Genomic DNA, 17,704 nt, shown 5'->3' with positions numbered 1-17,704 from the left:
CTGACATGAACGCCTCGCCCAGTCTGGATGACCGCCTTGACGAGGCCGCCCGCGCGGAAGACCCGCGCGCGGCGGTCTCTGTCGTTTTGCGCGAGACCTATGACGCCGCCCGCGCCCGGGCGGAGCGCAAGCTGGACGGCGGCATGAAGGGCCGCGACGTGGCGCGTCTGTACGCCGCCGCCGCCGACGAGATGCTGGCTGGCCTGTGGCGAGTAACGACCCAGACGCTGTGGCCGACTTCGCCGGTCGAGGCCGAGCGGCTGGCCCTGGTCGCGGTCGGGGGTTACGGCCGGGGCGTGCTGGCGCCCCATTCCGATCTGGACCTGCTGTTCCTGAGATCGTCCAAGGCGACGCCGCGCGGCGAGCAGGTGATCCAGTTCGTCCTCTATGTGCTGTGGGACCTGGGGGCCAAGGTCGGGTCGGCGGTGCGCTCGGTCGAAGAGTGTCTGAGCCTGTCGCGCACCGACATGACGGTGCGGACGACCCTGCTGGAGGCGCGTCCGCTGGCGGGAGACGAGGCGCTGGCCCAGCTGATGATCGGCCGGTTTCGCGACATGGTGTCGAAATCCGATCCGCGCCCCTTCATCGCCGCCAAGCTGGAGGAGCGGGCCGCCCGGCACGAAAAGGCCGGCTCGACCCGCTACAAGGTCGAACCCAACGTCAAGGACGGCAAGGGGGGATTGCGCGACCTGAACACCCTGTACTGGATCGCCCGGTCCCTGGCGCCCGAAAGCCGGCTGGGCGCGACGGTGATGGACGAGCTGTTCACCCCGCGCGAGCGACGGACGTCGGACGAGGCGTTCGACTTCCTGTGGCGGGTCCGCATCCATCTGCATCTGATCGCGGGCCGGGCCGAAGAGAAGCTGACGTTCGACATGCAGCCCGAGGTGGCCCGGCGCATGGGCTGGCGCGGGCGCGGCGACGAGCCGGCGGTCGAGCGGTTCATGCGGCGATACTTTCTGGTGGCCCGCGACGTCGGCGCCCTGACCCGCGCCATGTCGGCCAAGCTGGAGGCGCGCCACCAGAAGACGGCGCACGGCCTGTCGCGGCTGATGGCGCCGTTTCGGCCCGCCCCCCGCCGCAAGCTGGAGGTCGAGGGGTTCTGGATCGACCAGGGCCGTCTATCGGTCGAGGGGCCGGAGGTGTTCGCCGCCGATCCGGTCAAGCTGCTGACCCTGTTCGTCTGCGCCGACAAGCACGACCTGGACCTACACCCGGACGCCTTTTCGGCGGTGACGCGGTCGCTGTCGCTGGTGACGCCGCGGCTGAGGCGCGATCCGGCGGCGACGCGGGCGTTCCTGGACGTTCTGGCGCACGGTCAACGGCCCTATCGCGTCCTGACCATCATGAACGAGACGGGTCTGCTGGGCCGGTTCCTGCCCGAATGGGGGCGGATTGTCGGCCAGACCCAGTTCAATATGTACCACGCCTATACGGTCGACGAGCACACGCTTCAGGCCATCGGCATCATCAACGACATCGCGCGCGGCAAGCTGAAGACCGACCACCCGATGGCCAGCGAGATCGTGCACCTGATCTCGGACATGGAAGCCCTGATGCTGGGCATGCTGCTGCACGACGTCGGCAAGGGCGGCGAGCGGGGGCAGCTGGAGGACGGCGCCATCGCCGCGCGTCGGGCCTGCGAGCGGCTGGGCGTCGATCCGCGCCGGATCGAACTGGTCGTCTGGCTGGTGCGCAGCCATCTGGCGCTGTCGGACTATGCCCAGAAGCGCGACCTGTCGGACCCGGCGACCATCCGCGCCTTCGCCGAACTTGTCGGCGATCCCGAGCGACTGCGGATGCTGCTGGTCCTGACCGTCGCCGATATCCGGGCCGTGGGGCCGGGCGTGTGGAACGGCTGGAAGGGTCAGCTGATGCGCACCCTCTACAACCAGGTCGCCGCCCTGTTCCGGGGCGAGGACGTGACGCGCGAGGATCCGCTGTCGGCGCATCCGGCCCTGGTCCAGCGGGCGCGCGAGACAGGCGCGGCGGCTGAAGCGGCGCCGACCGCGCCTGTACAGGGGCTGACGGTCCAGACCACCGAAATCTCCATCGCAGCGGCCGACAGGCCAGGCCTGTTCGCCGACCTGGCCCAGACCATGGCCGCGCTTGGGGCCGACGTGACCGACGCCCGCGTGGCGACCGAGGACGGCGTCGTTCTGGACGTGTTTCGTGTTCAGGACGGCGCGGGCCTACCCTATGGCCAGGCCGAGCCGCGTCGCCTGAAGGCTTTGGTCGAGGCGCTGGAAAAGGCCGCGCGGGGCGAGGGCCGTATCGGCCAGGCGCCCGATCCGACCGGCAATGCGCGCAAGGCGGCCTTCGAAGTCCGGCCCGTGGTGATGGTCGATCACCACGCCAGCGAGCTCGCCACCGTAGTCGAGGTGTCCTGCGCCGACCGGCCGGGCCTGCTGGCGGACCTGTCGCGCGTGTTCAACGACGAAGGCCTGAGCATCCGCTCCGCCCATGTCGCCAGCTATGGCGAGCGGGCGGTGGACAGTTTCTACGTCGTGGATCGCAAGGGGCGGAAGATCACCTCGGAACAGCGGATCGCCGAACTGCGCACCGCGCTTGAGGCCGTGCTGGACAGCCGCGCGCCCGCGCCCGCCGGACGCAAGGTCGCCTCGGCTCGCGCCAGCGCACGCGACGTCTCCGACCTGGGCCGCCGCAGCCCGCGCGCAAAGCCCGTATCGCCCGGCGAACAAGCGCGCTAAGCGATAGGATCAAATGTCCGCTCATCCCCGCGAAAGCGGGGACCCAGGTCTTTGGGCGATCAGGCTTTTCGAGTTGGCGATATGCCAATCCCGGACAGGTCAGTGCGCCGCGAAAGCACTGGATCCCCGCTTTCGCGGGGATGAGCGGGGAGAATAGAGCCAAAGATCGCATGAGCCTCGCCCGAAACACCCTGGTGCAGTCGACCCTGACGCTGGGCAGTCGAATTCTCGGCTTCGTGCGCGACATGGCGCTGGCGGCGCGCTTCGGCCAGGGGCCGATGATGGACGCCTTCACCACGGCGTTGATGCTGCCCAACATGTTCCGCCGCCTGTTCGCCGAGGGCGCCTTCGCCCAGGCCTTCGTGCCGGTCTATGGCGGGGTTCGGGCGCGCGAGGGCGAGGAAGCCGCCGCTGTCACGGCGTCCGAGGCGCTCAGCTTCATGCTGGCCGTGGTCGCCGGCTTCTGCATCCTGCTTCAGGTCGTGATGCCCTGGATCATGCCATGGCTGCTGTCGGCCTATCAGGGTCAGCCCGAGGTGCTGCGCGCCGCCGTAATCGCGACCCAACTGGCCATGCCTTATCTGGCCTGTATGACCGTGGCCTCGCTGCTGTCTGGCGTACTGAACACGGGCGGTAGGTTCGCTCTGTCGGCGGCCGTGCCGGTGTTTCTGAACCTGTGCACCCTGGCCGCCCTAATGCCGCCGCTGATCCTGCCGATTCCGCAGGAGACGGTGCTGCTGATGGTGACGGCGGCGGTGACGGTGTCGGGCCTGATCCAGGCCAGTCTCTTGTGGTGGGGCGTGCGGCGTCTGGGCGTTCGGCTGAAGATCGGCCTTCCGCGCATCACGCCGAATGTGCGTCACACCCTGGCGCTCGCCGTGCCCGGCGCCCTGGCGGGCGGGGCGCTTCAGATCAACTCTCTGGTGTCGCAGTTCCTGACAGGGTCGGACGAGGGCGCGCGTTCGGTGCTGTATAACGCCGACCGGCTGTATCAACTGCCGCTGGGCCTGGTGGGCGTCGCTATCGGCCTGGCCCTGGTGCCGCGCCTGACCAAGGCGTTTGTCGATGGGGATCACGAGGGCGGGCAGAAGACGCTGGACGACGGCATCAATCTGGCGATGGCCTTCACCCTGCCGGCGGCGGTTGCCCTGTTCGTCATTCCCTTCTTCATCATCGACGCGACCGTAACGCGCGGCGCCTTCACCTCGGCCGACGCCGCCCGCACCGCCGATGTTTTGCGTCAGTTCGCCTGGGGCGTGCCGGCCTTCGTCCTGGCCAAGGTTCTGACCCCGCCCTTCTTCGCGCGCCAGGACACGCGCCGTCCGATGATCTTCGCCGTGGCCAGCGTGGTCATCACCGTCATCCTGGGCTCGGCCCTATTCTTCTGGTTCCGCCGTCAGGGCTGGGACGGGGTGCTGGGCCTGGCCATCGCCACCAGCACCTCGGCCTGGGTCAATGTCGCCCTTTTGGGCGGGGTCCTGATCCGCGAGAACAGCTGGCGGCCGTCGCCGGCCTTCCTGTCGCGCATCGCGCGCGTCATCGCCGCCAGCGCCATGATGGCCGCCCTGCTGTTCGCCGCCGACGTCTTCTATCCGCAGCTTAGCCGCCTGTTCCTGGCCAAGGAGATCGCCGTCCTGGTGGTCTGCGGCGCCGGGGCGGGCCTTTACGGCTTCTGCCTGCTGGCGTTCCGGGCCGTCACGATCTCGGAACTGAAGGCTACGCTGAGGCGCGAGCCCGGCGGCGGCGCGGTCTCTGGTCTGGACTGACAGACGGCGAACCGATAAGCGCGAGGCCATGACGACCTCGGGCCTGATCCATGACCTGCGATGGCGCGGCTGACCCGCCGCCTGCCTCGCCACGCCTGCCTTTCGACTTTCCGAGACCCGATCCCATGACCGACCAAACCCCGGACGTTGCGACCCCCGTCCCTAACTATGACGGCCCGCGCCGCATCCTGTCCGGCATCCAGGCCTCAGGCGCGCTGCACCTGGGCAACTATCTCGGCGCCCTGAAGCGGTTCGTGGAACTGCAGGACCAGGGCGCGCCGGTATATGTCTTTGTCGCCGACATGCACGCCATCACCGTGTGGCAGGATCCGGCCAAACTGACGGCCCAGACGCGCGAGATCGCCGCCGCCTATCTGGCCTCGGGCCTGGATCCGGAAAAGGCGATCATCTTCCCGCAGTCGGCCGTACGCGCCCATGCCGAGCTGGCCTGGATTTTCAACTGCGTCGCCCGCCTCGGCTGGCTCGACCGGATGACCCAGTTCAAGGAGAAGTCGGGCAAGCACAAGGAACGCTCCTCGGTCGGCCTCTACACCTATCCCGTGCTCCAGGCGGCCGACATCCTGCTGTACAAGGCCACCGAAGTGCCGGTCGGAGAGGACCAGAAACAGCATCTGGAGCTGACCCGCGACATCGCCGCCAAGTTCAACAACGACTTCGGCGTTCCCGGCTTCTTCCCCGTACCCGAGCCGATCATCCAGGGACCGGCGACCCGCGTCATGTCCCTGCGCGACGGGGCGGCCAAGATGTCCAAGTCGGATCCGTCCGACAACAGCCGCATCAACCTGACCGACGACGCCGACACGATCGCCTCCAAGATCAAGAAGGCCAAGACCGATCCCGAGCCGTTGCCGGAAACCCTGGAGGGCCTGAACGAACGGCCCGAGGCCAAGAATCTGGTCGCCATCTATGCGGCGTTGGCGGGCCTGACCCGCGAACAGGTGATCGCACAGTTCGGCGGCCAGGGCTTCGGCGCCTTCAAGCCGGCGCTGGCGGACCTGGCGGTGTCGTCTCTGGCGCCCGTGACGGCCGAGATGCGCCGCCTGATCGACGACCCGGCCGAGATCGACCGCGTGCTGAAGGCCGGCGCCGAACGCGCCGCCGAGGTCGCTGATCCTGTGGTGGACGAGGTCAAGAAGATCGTCGGCTTCTGGAGGGCGTAATGGGCGTCTACGAGGCCAAGGTCGTCTGGACCCGCGGCGACCAGCCCTTTCTGGACAAGGGCTACAGCCGCGCCCATTCCTGGAGCTTCGACGGCGGTGCGGTGGTGCCGGGGTCGTCGGCGCCCTCCAGCGTGCCCGTGCCGATGTCCGATCCGGCCGGCGTCGATCCGGAAGAGGCGATGATCGCCTCTCTGTCCAGCTGTCATATGCTGTGGTTCCTGGCCTTCGCCGCCAACGCCGGCCTGGTGGTCGACACCTATGTCGACGAGGCGTCGGGCAAGATGGGCAAGGACGAGAACGGCAAGCGCTACCTCGCCGAGGTGACGCTGCGCCCCTTCACCAGCTTCGCCGGCCGCGAACCCGATCAGGCCGAGATCGACGCCCTGCACCACCAGGCCCACGACCATTGCGAAATGGCCCATTCGGTCCGCGCGACCATCACGGTCGAGGCGACGATCGGCTAGGCGGCGACCGCCGTCTCTTCCTCGACCAGGGACCTGAACAGGGCGTGGGCGGCGATCATGCCATCCGAGGTCGCCAGGGTGATGTTGGAGGCGGCGCGCGCCAAGTCGCCGGCGGCGAAGACGCCCGGCTGGGTCGTCTGCTGCATGGCGTCCACCTTGATCACGCGCCCCATCGGGGTTTCGGTCATCTCGCAGCCCAGCCGCTCGGCGAAGGGGCTGGCGACGCGCACATTGGCGCCGACGAAGATAGCCTTCAGCTCGAAGAACCGTCCGTCGGTCAGCCGCGCGCCGCTCAGGTCCGGCGCCTCGCCCTCCAGCCGCGCGATGGGCGTGGCCTCGATGGTGACCCCGCGTCGATCCAGCAGATGGGCGTCCTCGGGCGACAGGCCGACGTCCAGATCCATGAACAGGGTGACCTGGCCCCATTCGGCGACCGTCGCCGCATACTGGACCACGTGATCGCCGCGCCCCAGCACGCCGATGGGGCCGCCGCCGATCTCATAGCCGTGGCACCAGGGACAGTGCAGGGCGGTGCGGCCCCAGCGTTCCTTCACCCCCGGGATGTCGACCAGCACGTCCTCGACACCGTGCGACAGCAGCAGCCGGCGACCGCTTGTCCGTGTGCCGTCAGCGAAGGCGACCGAGAAACCGCCATCGATCCGTTCGACCTCGACCGCCTCCGCCATGCGGAAGGCGGCGGTCGGATAGGCCGCGACCTGGGCTCGAGCCGACGCCGTGATCTCAGCGCCGGGCTTTCCGTCATTTGTCAGGACGCCATGGGCGCGAGCGGCGAACCGATTGCGCGGCCGGCCGTCGTCGATGACCAGAACGCGGCGGCGCGCGCGGACCAGCTGCATGGCTGCGGACAGGCCGGCATAGGAGCCGCCGATGATCAGGGCGTCGTGCGGCATGACGTCAGGACTTTCGGGCGTGGGCATGCAGGAGGTCTCTCTTGGGATGTTCGGCCATGCGGCGCGAGAAATCCGCCGCCAGATCGGCCAGGGTTATGTCGTTCAGACGCGCGATCAGCAGGGCGCGGGCGGCGGCGTAGGTCTCGGCCAGGGCGTCATTGACCGCCGCCTCGACCAGGCAGCCGTCGGCCTCGACAGGCGGAGCGGCCGGAAACAGATCCGCGCCGCCAAGGGCTGTGTTCACCTGACCCAGAGTGACCTGATCCAGCGGTCGCGACAGGCGCCAGCCGCCGCCATGCCCCTTTTCCGACGCCACCAATCCCTGCTCGCGCAGACCGGCCATGGTTCGGCGCACCACCACGGGATTGGTCGAAAGGCAGACCGCCAACTGGTCCGAGGTCATGGGCGAGCCGGTGCGTGTCTCATGCTCGGCCATGTGCAGCAGGGCATGGAGGATGTTGGACAGACGAGAATCCCTTTTCATGTAACTGCAATTGTTACGTGATGGATCGCCCGTCAAGAGCGCGGGTCTGCTTTATTTTTCAGCCGTGTGGGACGGCGTCGGTCAGGAAGGCGCCGAAACGGCGCAGGGCCTCGACCGTCAGGGTCGGATCGTGGCGCATCGGGCCATTGTTGGTGGGTTCGTCGAAGGCGTGAGTGCCCGCGGCGATCCAGCTTTCGACCTCGGAGCCGCAGTTGCGGATCATGGCGTTGACCTGTTCGGCGTTGCGCACAGTGGTCAGGTGGTCGCGCTTGCAGGTGACGGCCAGGACGCGCGGGCAATGCCGCCAGGGCTTCAACCGGTTGAAGGCGAACGGGCCGATGTAGGGATAGGCCAGCCAAACCGCCTTGACGCCGGACAAGTCGGCCTCGGCGGGATCGATCACGCCAAAGGCGCCGGGCGTCGGCGCGCCGCTCATCATCTCCATGATCGACCAGCCGCCGTGGCTCCACCCGGCCAGGGCCAGCTTCGTCGCGTCGACATCGGGGCGTGCCGAAACGCCCCGGATCGCCGCCAGCACGTCGCCCACCCGCTCATAGCCCCGGAACGACAAGCCTGTGCAGACCGCCGCCAGGGTGAAGGCCCGGCCCCAGCCGCGCGGGCCGTAGGAATCGATGATGAAGGCGCGCCAGCCCGCCGCCTTGGCGACCTCGGCATAGCGGGGCAGGTGATCGCGCAGACCCCCGCAGCCATGGAACATCAGCACTGCAGGACGGGGCCGGTCGTCGTCCGGGCCCACGACGGTGATGGCGGGCTCCAGCCGGGCCCAACGACGCTTCAGATCATCCATCTCCGACATACGCCGCAGCCGGACGGCGAAAGCCAGTCCAAAAATCCGGTGCTCAACCGGCGCGGCGCAGCGTCAGGTTCAGCCGGCCGCCGCCGGGGATCAGGCGCGACGATCCGGCCAGCACGCGGTCGACGCCGTGGCGGGCCAGGCGCGCGGGTCCGGTCAGGGCGCTGACGTCGCCGCTGTCCAGTCTCAACGTCGTGGTGCGTCCGCCGTCCGCCGCGCCGATGCGGAACGTGGCCGTGTCTCCCAACGACACCGACAGGACAGGCGCGCCGAGATCGGCCTCGTCCTTGTCCTGATGCAGGCCCATCTTCGCCGCATCGCGATACAGATTGACCAGACAGGCGTCCGGCGGTGTGGGCCAGCCGACCGTGGCGTGCCACAGATTGAGCAGCACAGTCGGGATCGCCGGCCAGGGTCGCCCGGTCTCGGGATGGATCGACTGGTAGCGATAGCCGCCCCGGTCGGAGACCCAGCCCAGCGGACCGAAGTTGCTCATCTGAACCGAAAAAAGCCGACCGCCCGGTGTGGTCGGCCGATAAAGCGGCGCGTCATCCAGTCGGGCGAACACCTCGGCGACCAGATCAGCCTGCGCCGCTGCATTGAGCGCCCCCGGCCAGAGCCGGAAGCCCTCGACGGCGCTCTTCACCTCAACGGGTATAGGTGTATTCGCTGACCTCACAGACATTGATGCGCGACCGCGTCAGCTCCTGACCGTTGGTGAACTCGGCCTTGAAGTCATAGATGCAGGCGCCCGAGCCGTCATCAATGTTGATGCGCACATCCTGCCCGCTTTCCAGAACGTCCGAGCCCAGGATGTCCTCTTCCCAGTCGTCGCTGCGTGAATCCGACGCGTAGAAGCGCAACATGGTCCAGCCGGTGCGGTTCTTGATGGTGACGTGCCGATCATAGCCGTCCTTCGACTGGACCATGGGCGTCGCAGCAGGCGGCGCGGCGGCCGCAGCGGAGCCGACAAGAACGGCAGCCGCGACGACGGCCTTCAGCAGGGTCTTGATCATTGTTTCCTCTCCCTTCCTCGATCGCGGTCCCCAGATCGCGACGGGAAATCTTATGCCCGACGATCGCTGTCTCTGCATCTTCGAATTTCCGCGTTCTTCGAAAGCTTTGAATCGCATAACGCCCTTGCGGGCGGGGGGGATTTTCCCATATCGGGGCCAGCTTCGGAGAAACCCCGCGAAACTTGGGGCTATCCAGCCTGATCCACGCCAACCCAACCGGGGGCGGTCACGCGCGGCGCTTCGTCGAAGGCCGCCGCATCGCCCGCCGAACCAGAGAGACTGAAGAACACATGGCCAAGATTATCGGCATCGACCTGGGCACCACCAACTCGTGCGTCGCCGTCATGGACGGCAAGACGCCGAAGGTGATCGAAAACGCCGAGGGCAACCGCACGACCCCGTCGGTCGTGGCGATCCAGGACGGCGCGGAAGTGCTGGTGGGTCAACCCGCCAAGCGCCAGGCCGTCACCAACCCGTCCAACACCTTCTTCGCGATCAAGCGCCTGATCGGCCGCAACTTCGATGATCCCGTCGTCGCCAAGGACAAGGGCATGGTGCCCTATGAGATCGTCAAGGGCCCGAACGGCGACGCCTGGGTGCGCGCCTTCGGCAAGGACTATTCCCCGCAGCAGATTTCGGCCTTCACCCTGACCAAGATGAAGGAAGCGGCCGAGGCCTATCTGGGCGACAAGGTCACCCAGGCCGTGATCACCGTGCCGGCCTACTTCAACGACAGCCAGCGTCAGGCGACCAAGGACGCCGGCAAGATCGCCGGCCTGGAAGTGCTGCGCATCATCAACGAGCCGACCGCGGCGGCGCTGGCCTATGGTCTGGAAAAGAACGACGGCCAGAAGATCGCCGTCTATGACCTGGGCGGCGGCACCTTCGACGTCTCAATCCTGGAGATCGGCGACGGCGTGTTCGAGGTGAAGTCGACCAACGGCGACACCTTCCTGGGCGGCGAAGACTTCGACCTGCGTCTGGTCGACTACCTGGCGGACGAGTTCAAGAAGGAGCAGTCGGTCGACCTGCGCCAGGACAAGCTGGCCCTGCAGCGCCTGAAGGAAGAGGCCGAAAAGGCCAAGAAGGAGCTGTCGACCACGACCCAGTACGAGGTCAACCTGCCGTTCATCACCATGAACGCCTCGGGTCCGCTGCACCTGAACATCAAGCTGACGCGCGCAAAGCTGGAAAGCCTGGTCGAGGATCTGGTCCAGCGCACGATCGAGCCGTGCAAGAAGGCCCTGGCCGACGCCGGCCTGAAAGCTTCGGACATCGACGAAGTGGTTCTGGTCGGCGGCATGACCCGCATGCCCAAGGTCGTGGAAGCCGTGAAGGCCTTCTTCGGCAAGGAGCCGCACAAGGGCGTGAACCCTGACGAAGTCGTGGCCCTGGGCGCCGCCGTTCAGGCCGGCGTTCTGCAAGGCGACGTCAAGGACGTGCTGCTGCTGGACGTGACGCCGCTGACCCTGGGCATCGAAACCCTGGGCGGCGTGTTCACGCCCCTGATCGAGCGCAACACGACGATCCCGACCAAGAAGAGCCAGACCTTCTCGACCGCCGACGACAACCAGTCGGCTGTGACGATCCGGGTCTTCCAGGGCGAGCGTCCGATGGCGTCGGACAACAAGATGCTGGGTCAGTTCGACCTGATGGGCATTCCGCCGGCGCCGCGCGGCATGCCGCAGATTGAGGTCGCCTTCGACATCGACGCCAACGGCATCGTCAACGTCTCGGCCAAGGACAAGGCGACCAACAAGGAGCAGTCGATCCGCATCCAGGCGAACGGCGGCCTGTCGGACGCCGACATCGACAAGATGGTCAAGGAAGCCGAGGCCAACGCCGCCACCGACAAGGCCAAGAAGGATCTGGTCGAGGCGCAGAACGCCGCCGACAGCCTGATCCACTCTACCGAAAAGGCCCTGGCCGAGCACGGTGACAAGGTGGGCGCCGACGAGAAGACGGCCATTGAGACCGGACTGGCCGAGCTGAAGACTGCGCGCGAAGGCACGGATCCAGAAGACATCCGCGCCAAGACCAACACCCTGGTCCAGGCCTCGATGAAGCTGGGTGAAGCCATGTACGCCCAGCAACAGGGCGACGCCGCCGCCGAAGGCCAGCCGGCCGACGACGGCGTGGTCGACGCCGAGTTCGAGGAAGTGTCGGACACGGACGGCGACGACAAGAAGAGCGCCTGATCCGTCACAGGTCGCTGAAATGATACGGCCCCGCTTGTCTTGCGATAGGCGGGGCCTTTTCATGAAACTTGCATCATTGGTCCCGGACCCCATGTCAGCCGGGACATCGATTTCGACCAACGCTCGATAAGAGGCGAGGCGAAAGCGAACGGGGAAGTATGAGGACGAACGCCCGATGGCGCGTGATTATTACGAAGTTCTGGGTGTCGAACGCACGATCGACGCCCCCGGCCTGAAAGCCGCCTACCGCAAGCTGGCCATGGTTCACCACCCCGACCGCAACGGCGGTTCGGAAGAGTCGATGGCCAAGTTCAAGGAGCTGTCCGAGGCCTATACGGTGCTGTCGGACGACAACAAGCGCGCGGCCTATGATCGTTACGGCCATGCGGGCGTGAACGGCGGCGGGGGCGGCAATCCCTTCGGCCAGGGCGGCCAGGGATTCTCGGACATCAACGACATTTTCTCCCAGGTCTTCGGCGATGCGTTCGGCGACGCGTTCGGCGGACGTCAGGGCCGGGGCCAGCAGGGCGGACCACGCCGGGGCTCGGACCTGCGCTACGATCTGGAGATCACCCTGGAGCAGGCCTACAAGGGCGAAGACGTCGAGATCGACATCCCCTCCACCATGACCTGCGACACCTGCGAGGGGTCAGGCGCCAAGCCGGGGACCAAGCCCGTCACCTGCACCACCTGCCAGGGCGCCGGTCGCGTGCGCCAGGCCAACGGCTTCTTCCAGGTCGAGCGCACCTGCCCCCGTTGCCACGGCCAGGGTCAGATGATCGCCGATCCCTGCACCACCTGCCACGGGCATGGCCAGGTTCGCAAAACCCGCACCCTGAACCTGAAAATCCCCGCCGGCGTGGACGACGGTTCGCGCATCCGTCTGTCGGGCGAGGGCGATGCGGGCCAGCGCGGCGGACCGCGCGGCGATCTGTACGTCTTCATCTCTGTCACGCCGCACGACCTGTTCGAGCGCGACAATCTGGACCTGCTGGTCACCGTGCCCGTGCCGATGACGGTGGCGGCTCTGGGCGGCGAGATCGACGCGCCCTGCCTGGTCTCCACGGCCTGCGACGGCAAGTGCAAGGCCTCGGTCGCCGTGCCGGCCGGCGCCCAGACCGGCAAGACCGTGCGCATCAAGGGCAAGGGCATGCCCCATCTGAACGGCCGCAACCGGGGCGATCTGGTCGTCGAGCTGTTCGTCGAGACGCCCACCGATCTGACCGCGCGCCAGCGTGAGTTGCTGGAAGAGCTTGCCCTGTCGTTCGGGGAGGGGCAGAACCCCAGGAATTCCAGCTTTGCCGGAAAGGCGAAGCGTTTCTGGGCCGACATCCTGGGCAGTCAGGACGCGGACGGGTCGAAAGAGAACGCGGTTTGAGCGCAATCTTCCACGCCGGCATTTCCGGCTATCGCGGCCGGATGGGGCGTGCGGTCTCTCAGGTTCTGGATGCCCGCGAGGACGTGGTGGTCGCCGCCCGCTTCGATTGGGGCGAGACCGCCGACCTGTCGCTGTGCGACGTGATCATCGACTTCTCGACCCCGGCCGCCTCGGTGGCCCTGGCCCAGAGCGCAGCCGAGCGCGGCGGCCCGGCCCTGGTAATCGGCTCGACCGGCTTCACAGAAGAGCAGGAGGCCGACCTGATGAAGGCCGCCGAGAAGGTCGCCATCGTCAAGAGCGGCAACTTCTCCTTGGGCGTGAACATCCTGATCGGCCTGGTCCAGCACGCCGCCCAGCGTCTGGACGCCCAGGACTGGGACATCGAGATCACCGAGGCCCACCACCGCCGCAAGGTCGATTCACCCTCGGGCACGGCCCTGATGCTGGGCGAAGCCGCCGCCGAGGGGCGGTTCGCCGATCTGGATGACCTGCGCTCCAAACCCTACGACGGGGTCCAGGGCGAGCGCGAGAGCGGCAAGATCGGTTTTTCCTCCATCCGCGCCGGCGGCATCATCGGCGAGCACACGGTGCTGTTCGCGTCGGAAGATGAGGTGCTGACCCTGAGCCATTCGGCGATCGATCGGTCGCTGTTCGCCAAGGGCGCGGTCGCCGCCGCCGCCTGGGTGCGGACGCGAGGGCCCGGTCTCTATGACATGCAGGACGTGCTGGGCTTCCGGCAGGCATAGTTTTTAGGCGCTGACGCGCCGCGCTACGTTCGCGACGCGGTCGCTCACGACTTGAGCGCTAAAAAGAGACTAAGCCGCGTCTTCCTGCGCCGGCAGGCCGTAGGCTTCCCACAGAGAGCGGTCCTTCAGCGCCTTGGCGAGGAAGGCGACGTGGGCGGCCTGTTCCTCGGGCGTGGAGCGCGGCGCCAGGGGGCGGGGGCGCTGGCCGTAGGCGGCGGTTTCGATGACGCCGCCGGGGCCACGACCGACCGGCGCGGACGACAGGTCCAGCACCCGCTCCTTGCCGCCGCGAAGCTCCAGATAGACCTCGGCCAGCAGACGGGCGTCGATCAGGGCGCCGTGCAGCGTCCGCTCGACCAGCGACACCTTGTAGCGTTTGCACAGGGCGTCCAGCGAGTTGGGCATGCCCGGAAACCGGGTCTGGGCCAGTTTCAGCGTATCGATCCAGCGCGCCTCGCCGGTGATCGGCCGGCCGCACCGCGCATATTCGAAGTCGATGAAGTTACGGTCGAAGGCGGCGTTGTGGGCGATCATCTGCGCATCGCCGATGAATTCGATCAGCTCGTCTGCGATCTCGGCGAACTTGGGCGCATCCTTGACCTTTTCGTCGGTGATGCCGTGAACCCGGATGGCGTCGGGCGGGATCAGCCGCTCGGGATTGACGAACCGGTGGAAGGTGCGGCCCGTCGGCAGCAGGTCCTGGATCTCGATACAGCCGACCTCGATCAACCGGTCGCCCGTCTTGGGGTCGAAGCCGGTGGTTTCCGTATCCAAAACGATCTCGCGCGCCATTCGCCCTTAATGGCGGCATTCGCCTCAGCGCGAAAGGCTCGCCGCGCCTCGCCGGGGAGATATCCACGACGGGTCCAGAACGGCGGCCACGATCGCCTCGACCTCGGCCCGCGCGGCCTCCAAACCCCGGCCGGTGTCGATGACGAAATCCGCCCGCGCACGCTTTTCGGCGTCCGGCATCTGGCGCGCCAGGATGGCGTCGAACCGTTCGCGGGTCATGCCGGGACGGGCCAGGACGCGCTCCGCCTGGATCGCCGGATCGGCGGTGACCACCACGACGGCGTCGACGGCCCTGTCCCCACCCGTCTCGAACAGCAGGGGGATGTCCAGAACCGCCAGTTTCACACCCGCCGTGCGCGCCGCTTCCAGATCCGCCGCGCGATCCTGGGCGACCAGGGGGTGGACGATGGCTTCCAGACGACGGAACGCCGTGTCGTCTTTCCCAAGCGCCTCGGCCAGACGCGTGCGATCGACCGCGCCGTCCACGACGACGCCAGGAAAGGCTTGGCCTACAGGACCGACCGCCGCACCGCCGGGCAGATAGAGGCGGTGCACCGAGTCGTCGGCGTTCCAGACGACCGCGCCCAGATCGGCGAACATGGCCGTCGTCGTCGACTTGCCCATGCCGATGGAGCCGGTGAGGCCGAGCAGGATCATGCCGTCTCGCCCAGATAGGTCATCAAGAGGACCCGAAGATCGAGACGCGGCGGCGGGCGGCGGAACAGGGCTTCGAACGACGGCGCCGCCTGGCCGATCAACATGGCCAGTCCATCCACTGTCCGCAGGCCGCGTTCGCGCGCCGCCGTCAGGAAGGGCGTGGCCAGCGGCTTGTAGGTCATGTCCATCACCACCGTGCCGGGCGCGATTCGGTCGAAGTCGATGCTGGGCGGGACGCTCAGCGCATTGATGACCAGGGCCGCGCCGTCGAAGGCGTCGCCGTCCGCCATGACCCGAACCGAGGGTCCAAGATCGGCGGCCAGGGCCTCAGCACGTTCGGGCGAACGGTTGACGATGCGCACCTCGGCGCCGGCCTCGACCAAGGCGCCGGACCCTGCACGGGCCGCGCCCCCGGCGCCCAGCATCACCACCGGCCGCCCGGCCACGTCCAGGTCCGGCGCCTGTTCCTTCAGGCCGAGCATCAGGCCGACTCCGTCGGAACTGTCGGCCAGCACCCGGCCGTTTTCGAACTGCAGGATATTGGCCGAGGACGTCAGCCGCGCCGCCGCCGTCGCCTGATCCGCCAGGGCGAAGGCCTGTTCCTTGAACGGGGCGGTGACGTTCAGCCCCATGATCAGACCGGCGCGCCCCGCGGCGACCAAGGCCTGAAACCCGGCCGCATCGGCAGGGGCGAAGGGAACGTAAGCGCCGTCGATCCCGCCGGCCGCCAGCCAGGCGTTGTGGATGACCGGGCTGAGCGAATGGGCGACGGGATTTCCGGCGATCCCGGCGACCATGGCGGCCCCGGTTATGCGGTGCGTACTCATGCCGCGATCACCCCCGCCCGACGCAGCTCTTTCAACACCGGCCAGAGCGGCAGGCCCAGCACCGTGAAATAGTCGCCGTCCACCGCCTCGAACAGCTGCGAGCCCAGCCCCTCCAGCCGGTAGGAGCCGACACAGGACAGCAGGGCCTCGCCCTCGGCCGCCAGATAGGCGTCGAGGAAGGCGTCCGAGAAATCGCGCATCCGCATCTGAACCGTATCGACACCGGACCAGACGATCTGGCCCTTGGTCGCCAGCGCTGCGCCGGAATGCAGCTGGTGCGACTTGCCGCGCATGGCTTTCAGCCGCTCGCGCGCCGCGTCCAGAGAGCTGGCCTTGGAGACCAGGCCGCCGTCAAAGGCCAGGGTCTGATCCGAGCCCAGCACCCAGGCGGTCTCGTCATCACGCGAAACGGCCAAGGCCTTGGCTTCCGCGAGACGAACGGCGAGGGCGGCGGCGTCCAGGTTGCTCGACACGGCCTTGATGGCGTCCTCGTCCACATCGGCGACGCGCACCTCAAAGGCGACGCCGGCGTTTTCCAGCATGGCGCGGCGAGCCGCGCTTTTGGACGCCAGGATGAGAGTTTCAGATTTCACCAGGTCGTCCCGATCTTGTGGTTGCGATGCTCGCTCAGAAGATTGGTGATCGCCGCCGCCGTCTCTTCCACCGAACGGCGGGTCACGTCGATGGTGGGCCAGCCGCGCCGCTCGAAAGCGCGGCGCGCCTTGATCGTCTCGTCGCGCACAGCGTCCTGATCGGTGTAGTTCGACGACTGGCTGGCGTTCAGATTGTCGATGCGGTTGCGCCGGATCTGAACCAGCCGATCGGGCGACACGGTCAGGCCGATCACCAAGGGGTTCTTTAGCTTGGTCAGCCGCTCGCCGTCCTCCTGGCCCGGCACCAGAGGCACGTTGGCCGCCCGGATGCCCCGGTGGGCCAGATAGATGCAGGTGGGGGTCTTGGATGTCCGGCTGACCCCGCACAGAACGACGTCGGCGCCCTCCAGCTGATCCAGAGAGCCTTGGCCGTCGTCGTAGGCCATGGCGAAGTCCAGCGCCGCGATCCGGTTGAAATAGTCGTGGTCCAGCGCGTGCTGGGCGCCGACGCGGGTGGACAGGGCCGCGCCGAGATAGCGCGACATGGCCCCGACCAGCGGATCCAGCGCGCCGATCTGGGGCATGTCCAGGCGACGGCAGCCTTCTTCTAGCTGCTCGCGCAGATCGCGGTCGACCAGGGTGTGGAGAACGACGCCCGGCGCGGACTCCACCTCCTGCAGCACCCGCTCCATCTGCTTTGCCGACCTCACCAGGGAATAGATGTGCTCGATCGGAATGACGCCGTCGAAGCGCGCGGTCACCGCCTTGGCCATGGCGTTCAAGGTCTCGCCGGTGGAGTCCGACACCAGGTGAACGTGGAAATAGGTGGCCAGACGGGCCGGTCCCGAGGGTCTCGCAGGGCTCATGAGACTGTCTGTCTCCCTGTTGAAAGTTGGGGGACGGCGTTGGACCGTCGGGGCGCCGTTTTTCTTAGCCGCTGATCGATCCGCCCGCGAGCGGGGATGATGGTGGATCGCGTTGGTCGTCCGCCGCCGGATCATCCCAAGGCGGAAACCGAATTTCCAACCGCTGTGGAAAATCCTAATGAAAGGTTAACGGTGCTTAACCGCGTTCACAGCCGCAAGTCCCCGCAAACCCTTGCCGGTTAAGGTTTCGTTAGGGATTGTCCACCGGCGGGATTGGTCATTCCGACATCCCCGTTAGGG

17 protein-coding genes are annotated in these 17,704 nt (G+C 67.4%); 7 read left to right on the top strand and 10 right to left on the bottom strand.

The window, feature by feature from the left end:
• Positions 1-5 precede the first annotated feature (5 nt).
• The 4 genes from glnD to ASF81_RS13940 all read left to right on the top strand — a co-directional run bounded on the left by glnD (position 6) and on the right by ASF81_RS13940 (position 6,122).
• Positions 6-2,711, top strand: coding sequence for a [protein-PII] uridylyltransferase (gene glnD / locus ASF81_RS13955; RefSeq protein ID WP_055809643.1), 2,706 nt, complete (start codon positions 6-8; stop codon positions 2,709-2,711).
• Between the two features lie 170 nt (positions 2,712-2,881).
• Positions 2,882-4,477, top strand: coding sequence for a murein biosynthesis integral membrane protein MurJ (gene murJ, locus ASF81_RS13950; protein ID WP_055809640.1), 1,596 nt, complete (start codon positions 2,882-2,884; stop codon positions 4,475-4,477).
• Between the two features lie 125 nt (positions 4,478-4,602).
• Complete coding sequence (trpS, locus tag ASF81_RS13945; RefSeq protein ID WP_055809637.1) at positions 4,603-5,658, top strand: tryptophan--tRNA ligase; 1,056 nt, start codon at positions 4,603-4,605, stop codon at positions 5,656-5,658.
• Positions 5,658-6,122, top strand: coding sequence for an OsmC family protein (locus tag ASF81_RS13940; protein ID WP_055809633.1), 465 nt, complete (start codon positions 5,658-5,660; stop codon positions 6,120-6,122). Before trpS ends, ASF81_RS13940 begins: the two co-directional genes overlap by 1 nt.
• On the opposite strand, the gene ASF81_RS13935 is transcribed toward ASF81_RS13940, so the two are convergent.
• The 5 genes from ASF81_RS13935 to ASF81_RS13915 are packed head-to-tail and all read right to left on the bottom strand — an operon-like array spanning position 6,119 to position 9,347.
• Complete coding sequence (locus ASF81_RS13935) at positions 6,119-7,060, bottom strand: NAD(P)/FAD-dependent oxidoreductase (protein WP_235559380.1); 942 nt, start codon at positions 7,058-7,060, stop codon at positions 6,119-6,121. The two genes, ASF81_RS13940 and ASF81_RS13935, sit on opposite strands and share 4 nt — an antisense overlap.
• Entirely contained in the window at positions 7,038-7,517 is a 480-nt protein-coding gene (locus ASF81_RS13930) for an Rrf2 family transcriptional regulator (RefSeq protein ID WP_055809629.1), read from the bottom strand. The genes ASF81_RS13935 and ASF81_RS13930 overlap by 23 nt, the downstream gene beginning before the upstream one ends.
• A gap of 58 nt (positions 7,518-7,575) precedes the next feature.
• A complete protein-coding gene (locus tag ASF81_RS13925; RefSeq protein ID WP_235559379.1) occupies positions 7,576-8,334 on the bottom strand; it encodes a dienelactone hydrolase family protein in 759 nt (252 codons plus the stop codon).
• A gap of 43 nt (positions 8,335-8,377) precedes the next feature.
• Complete coding sequence (locus ASF81_RS13920) at positions 8,378-9,016, bottom strand: alpha-ketoglutarate-dependent dioxygenase AlkB (protein ID WP_055809626.1); 639 nt, start codon at positions 9,014-9,016, stop codon at positions 8,378-8,380.
• On the bottom strand, positions 8,979-9,347 hold the full coding sequence (locus ASF81_RS13915; protein WP_055809622.1) for a hypothetical protein: 369 nt from the start codon (positions 9,345-9,347) through the stop codon (positions 8,979-8,981). Before ASF81_RS13915 ends, ASF81_RS13920 begins: the two co-directional genes overlap by 38 nt.
• Positions 9,348-9,604: 257 nt before the next feature.
• On the opposite strand from ASF81_RS13915, the gene dnaK reads away from it, so the two are divergent.
• From dnaK to dapB, 3 genes are all read left to right on the top strand, one after another.
• On the top strand, positions 9,605-11,545 hold the full coding sequence (dnaK, locus tag ASF81_RS13910; protein WP_255353582.1) for a molecular chaperone DnaK: 1,941 nt from the start codon (positions 9,605-9,607) through the stop codon (positions 11,543-11,545).
• A 175-nt stretch (positions 11,546-11,720) separates the two neighbouring features.
• The gene (dnaJ, locus tag ASF81_RS13905) at positions 11,721-12,923 is read left to right on the top strand and encodes a molecular chaperone DnaJ (protein WP_055809618.1); all 1,203 of its coding nucleotides are present in this window, start codon (positions 11,721-11,723) and stop codon (positions 12,921-12,923) included.
• Complete coding sequence (gene dapB / locus ASF81_RS13900; RefSeq protein WP_055809615.1) at positions 12,920-13,669, top strand: 4-hydroxy-tetrahydrodipicolinate reductase; 750 nt, start codon at positions 12,920-12,922, stop codon at positions 13,667-13,669. The genes dnaJ and dapB overlap by 4 nt, the downstream gene beginning before the upstream one ends.
• Positions 13,670-13,738: 69 nt before the next feature.
• On the opposite strand, the gene dnaQ is transcribed toward dapB, so the two are convergent.
• Genes dnaQ through ASF81_RS13875 form a run of 5 tightly spaced genes read right to left on the bottom strand, consistent with a single transcriptional unit; the run spans position 13,739 to position 17,404 of the window.
• Entirely contained in the window at positions 13,739-14,461 is a 723-nt protein-coding gene (dnaQ, locus tag ASF81_RS13895) for a DNA polymerase III subunit epsilon (protein WP_055809611.1), read from the bottom strand.
• A 24-nt stretch (positions 14,462-14,485) separates the two neighbouring features.
• Positions 14,486-15,118 carry a dephospho-CoA kinase gene (coaE, locus tag ASF81_RS13890; RefSeq protein ID WP_055809608.1) on the bottom strand — a complete coding sequence of 211 codons (633 nt, stop codon included), beginning with the start codon at positions 15,116-15,118 and terminating at the stop codon, positions 14,486-14,488.
• Positions 15,115-15,945 carry a shikimate dehydrogenase gene (locus ASF81_RS13885; protein WP_055809605.1) on the bottom strand — a complete coding sequence of 277 codons (831 nt, stop codon included), beginning with the start codon at positions 15,943-15,945 and terminating at the stop codon, positions 15,115-15,117. Before ASF81_RS13885 ends, coaE begins: the two co-directional genes overlap by 4 nt.
• On the bottom strand, positions 15,942-16,538 hold the full coding sequence (locus ASF81_RS13880; RefSeq protein ID WP_369814916.1) for a nucleoside triphosphate pyrophosphatase: 597 nt from the start codon (positions 16,536-16,538) through the stop codon (positions 15,942-15,944). The genes ASF81_RS13885 and ASF81_RS13880 overlap by 4 nt, the downstream gene beginning before the upstream one ends.
• Positions 16,535-17,404, bottom strand: coding sequence for a pyruvate, water dikinase regulatory protein (locus ASF81_RS13875; protein WP_055809600.1), 870 nt, complete (start codon positions 17,402-17,404; stop codon positions 16,535-16,537). The genes ASF81_RS13880 and ASF81_RS13875 overlap by 4 nt, the downstream gene beginning before the upstream one ends.
• Positions 17,405-17,704: the final 300 nt, after the last annotated feature.

The sequence above is a fragment of the Brevundimonas sp. Leaf168 genome (genome assembly GCF_001423685.1).
In the GTDB taxonomy this organism is placed as follows: Bacteria; Pseudomonadota; Alphaproteobacteria; order Caulobacterales; family Caulobacteraceae; genus Brevundimonas; species Brevundimonas vesicularis_C.
This window is presented reverse-complemented; position numbering and strand designations above follow the sequence as displayed.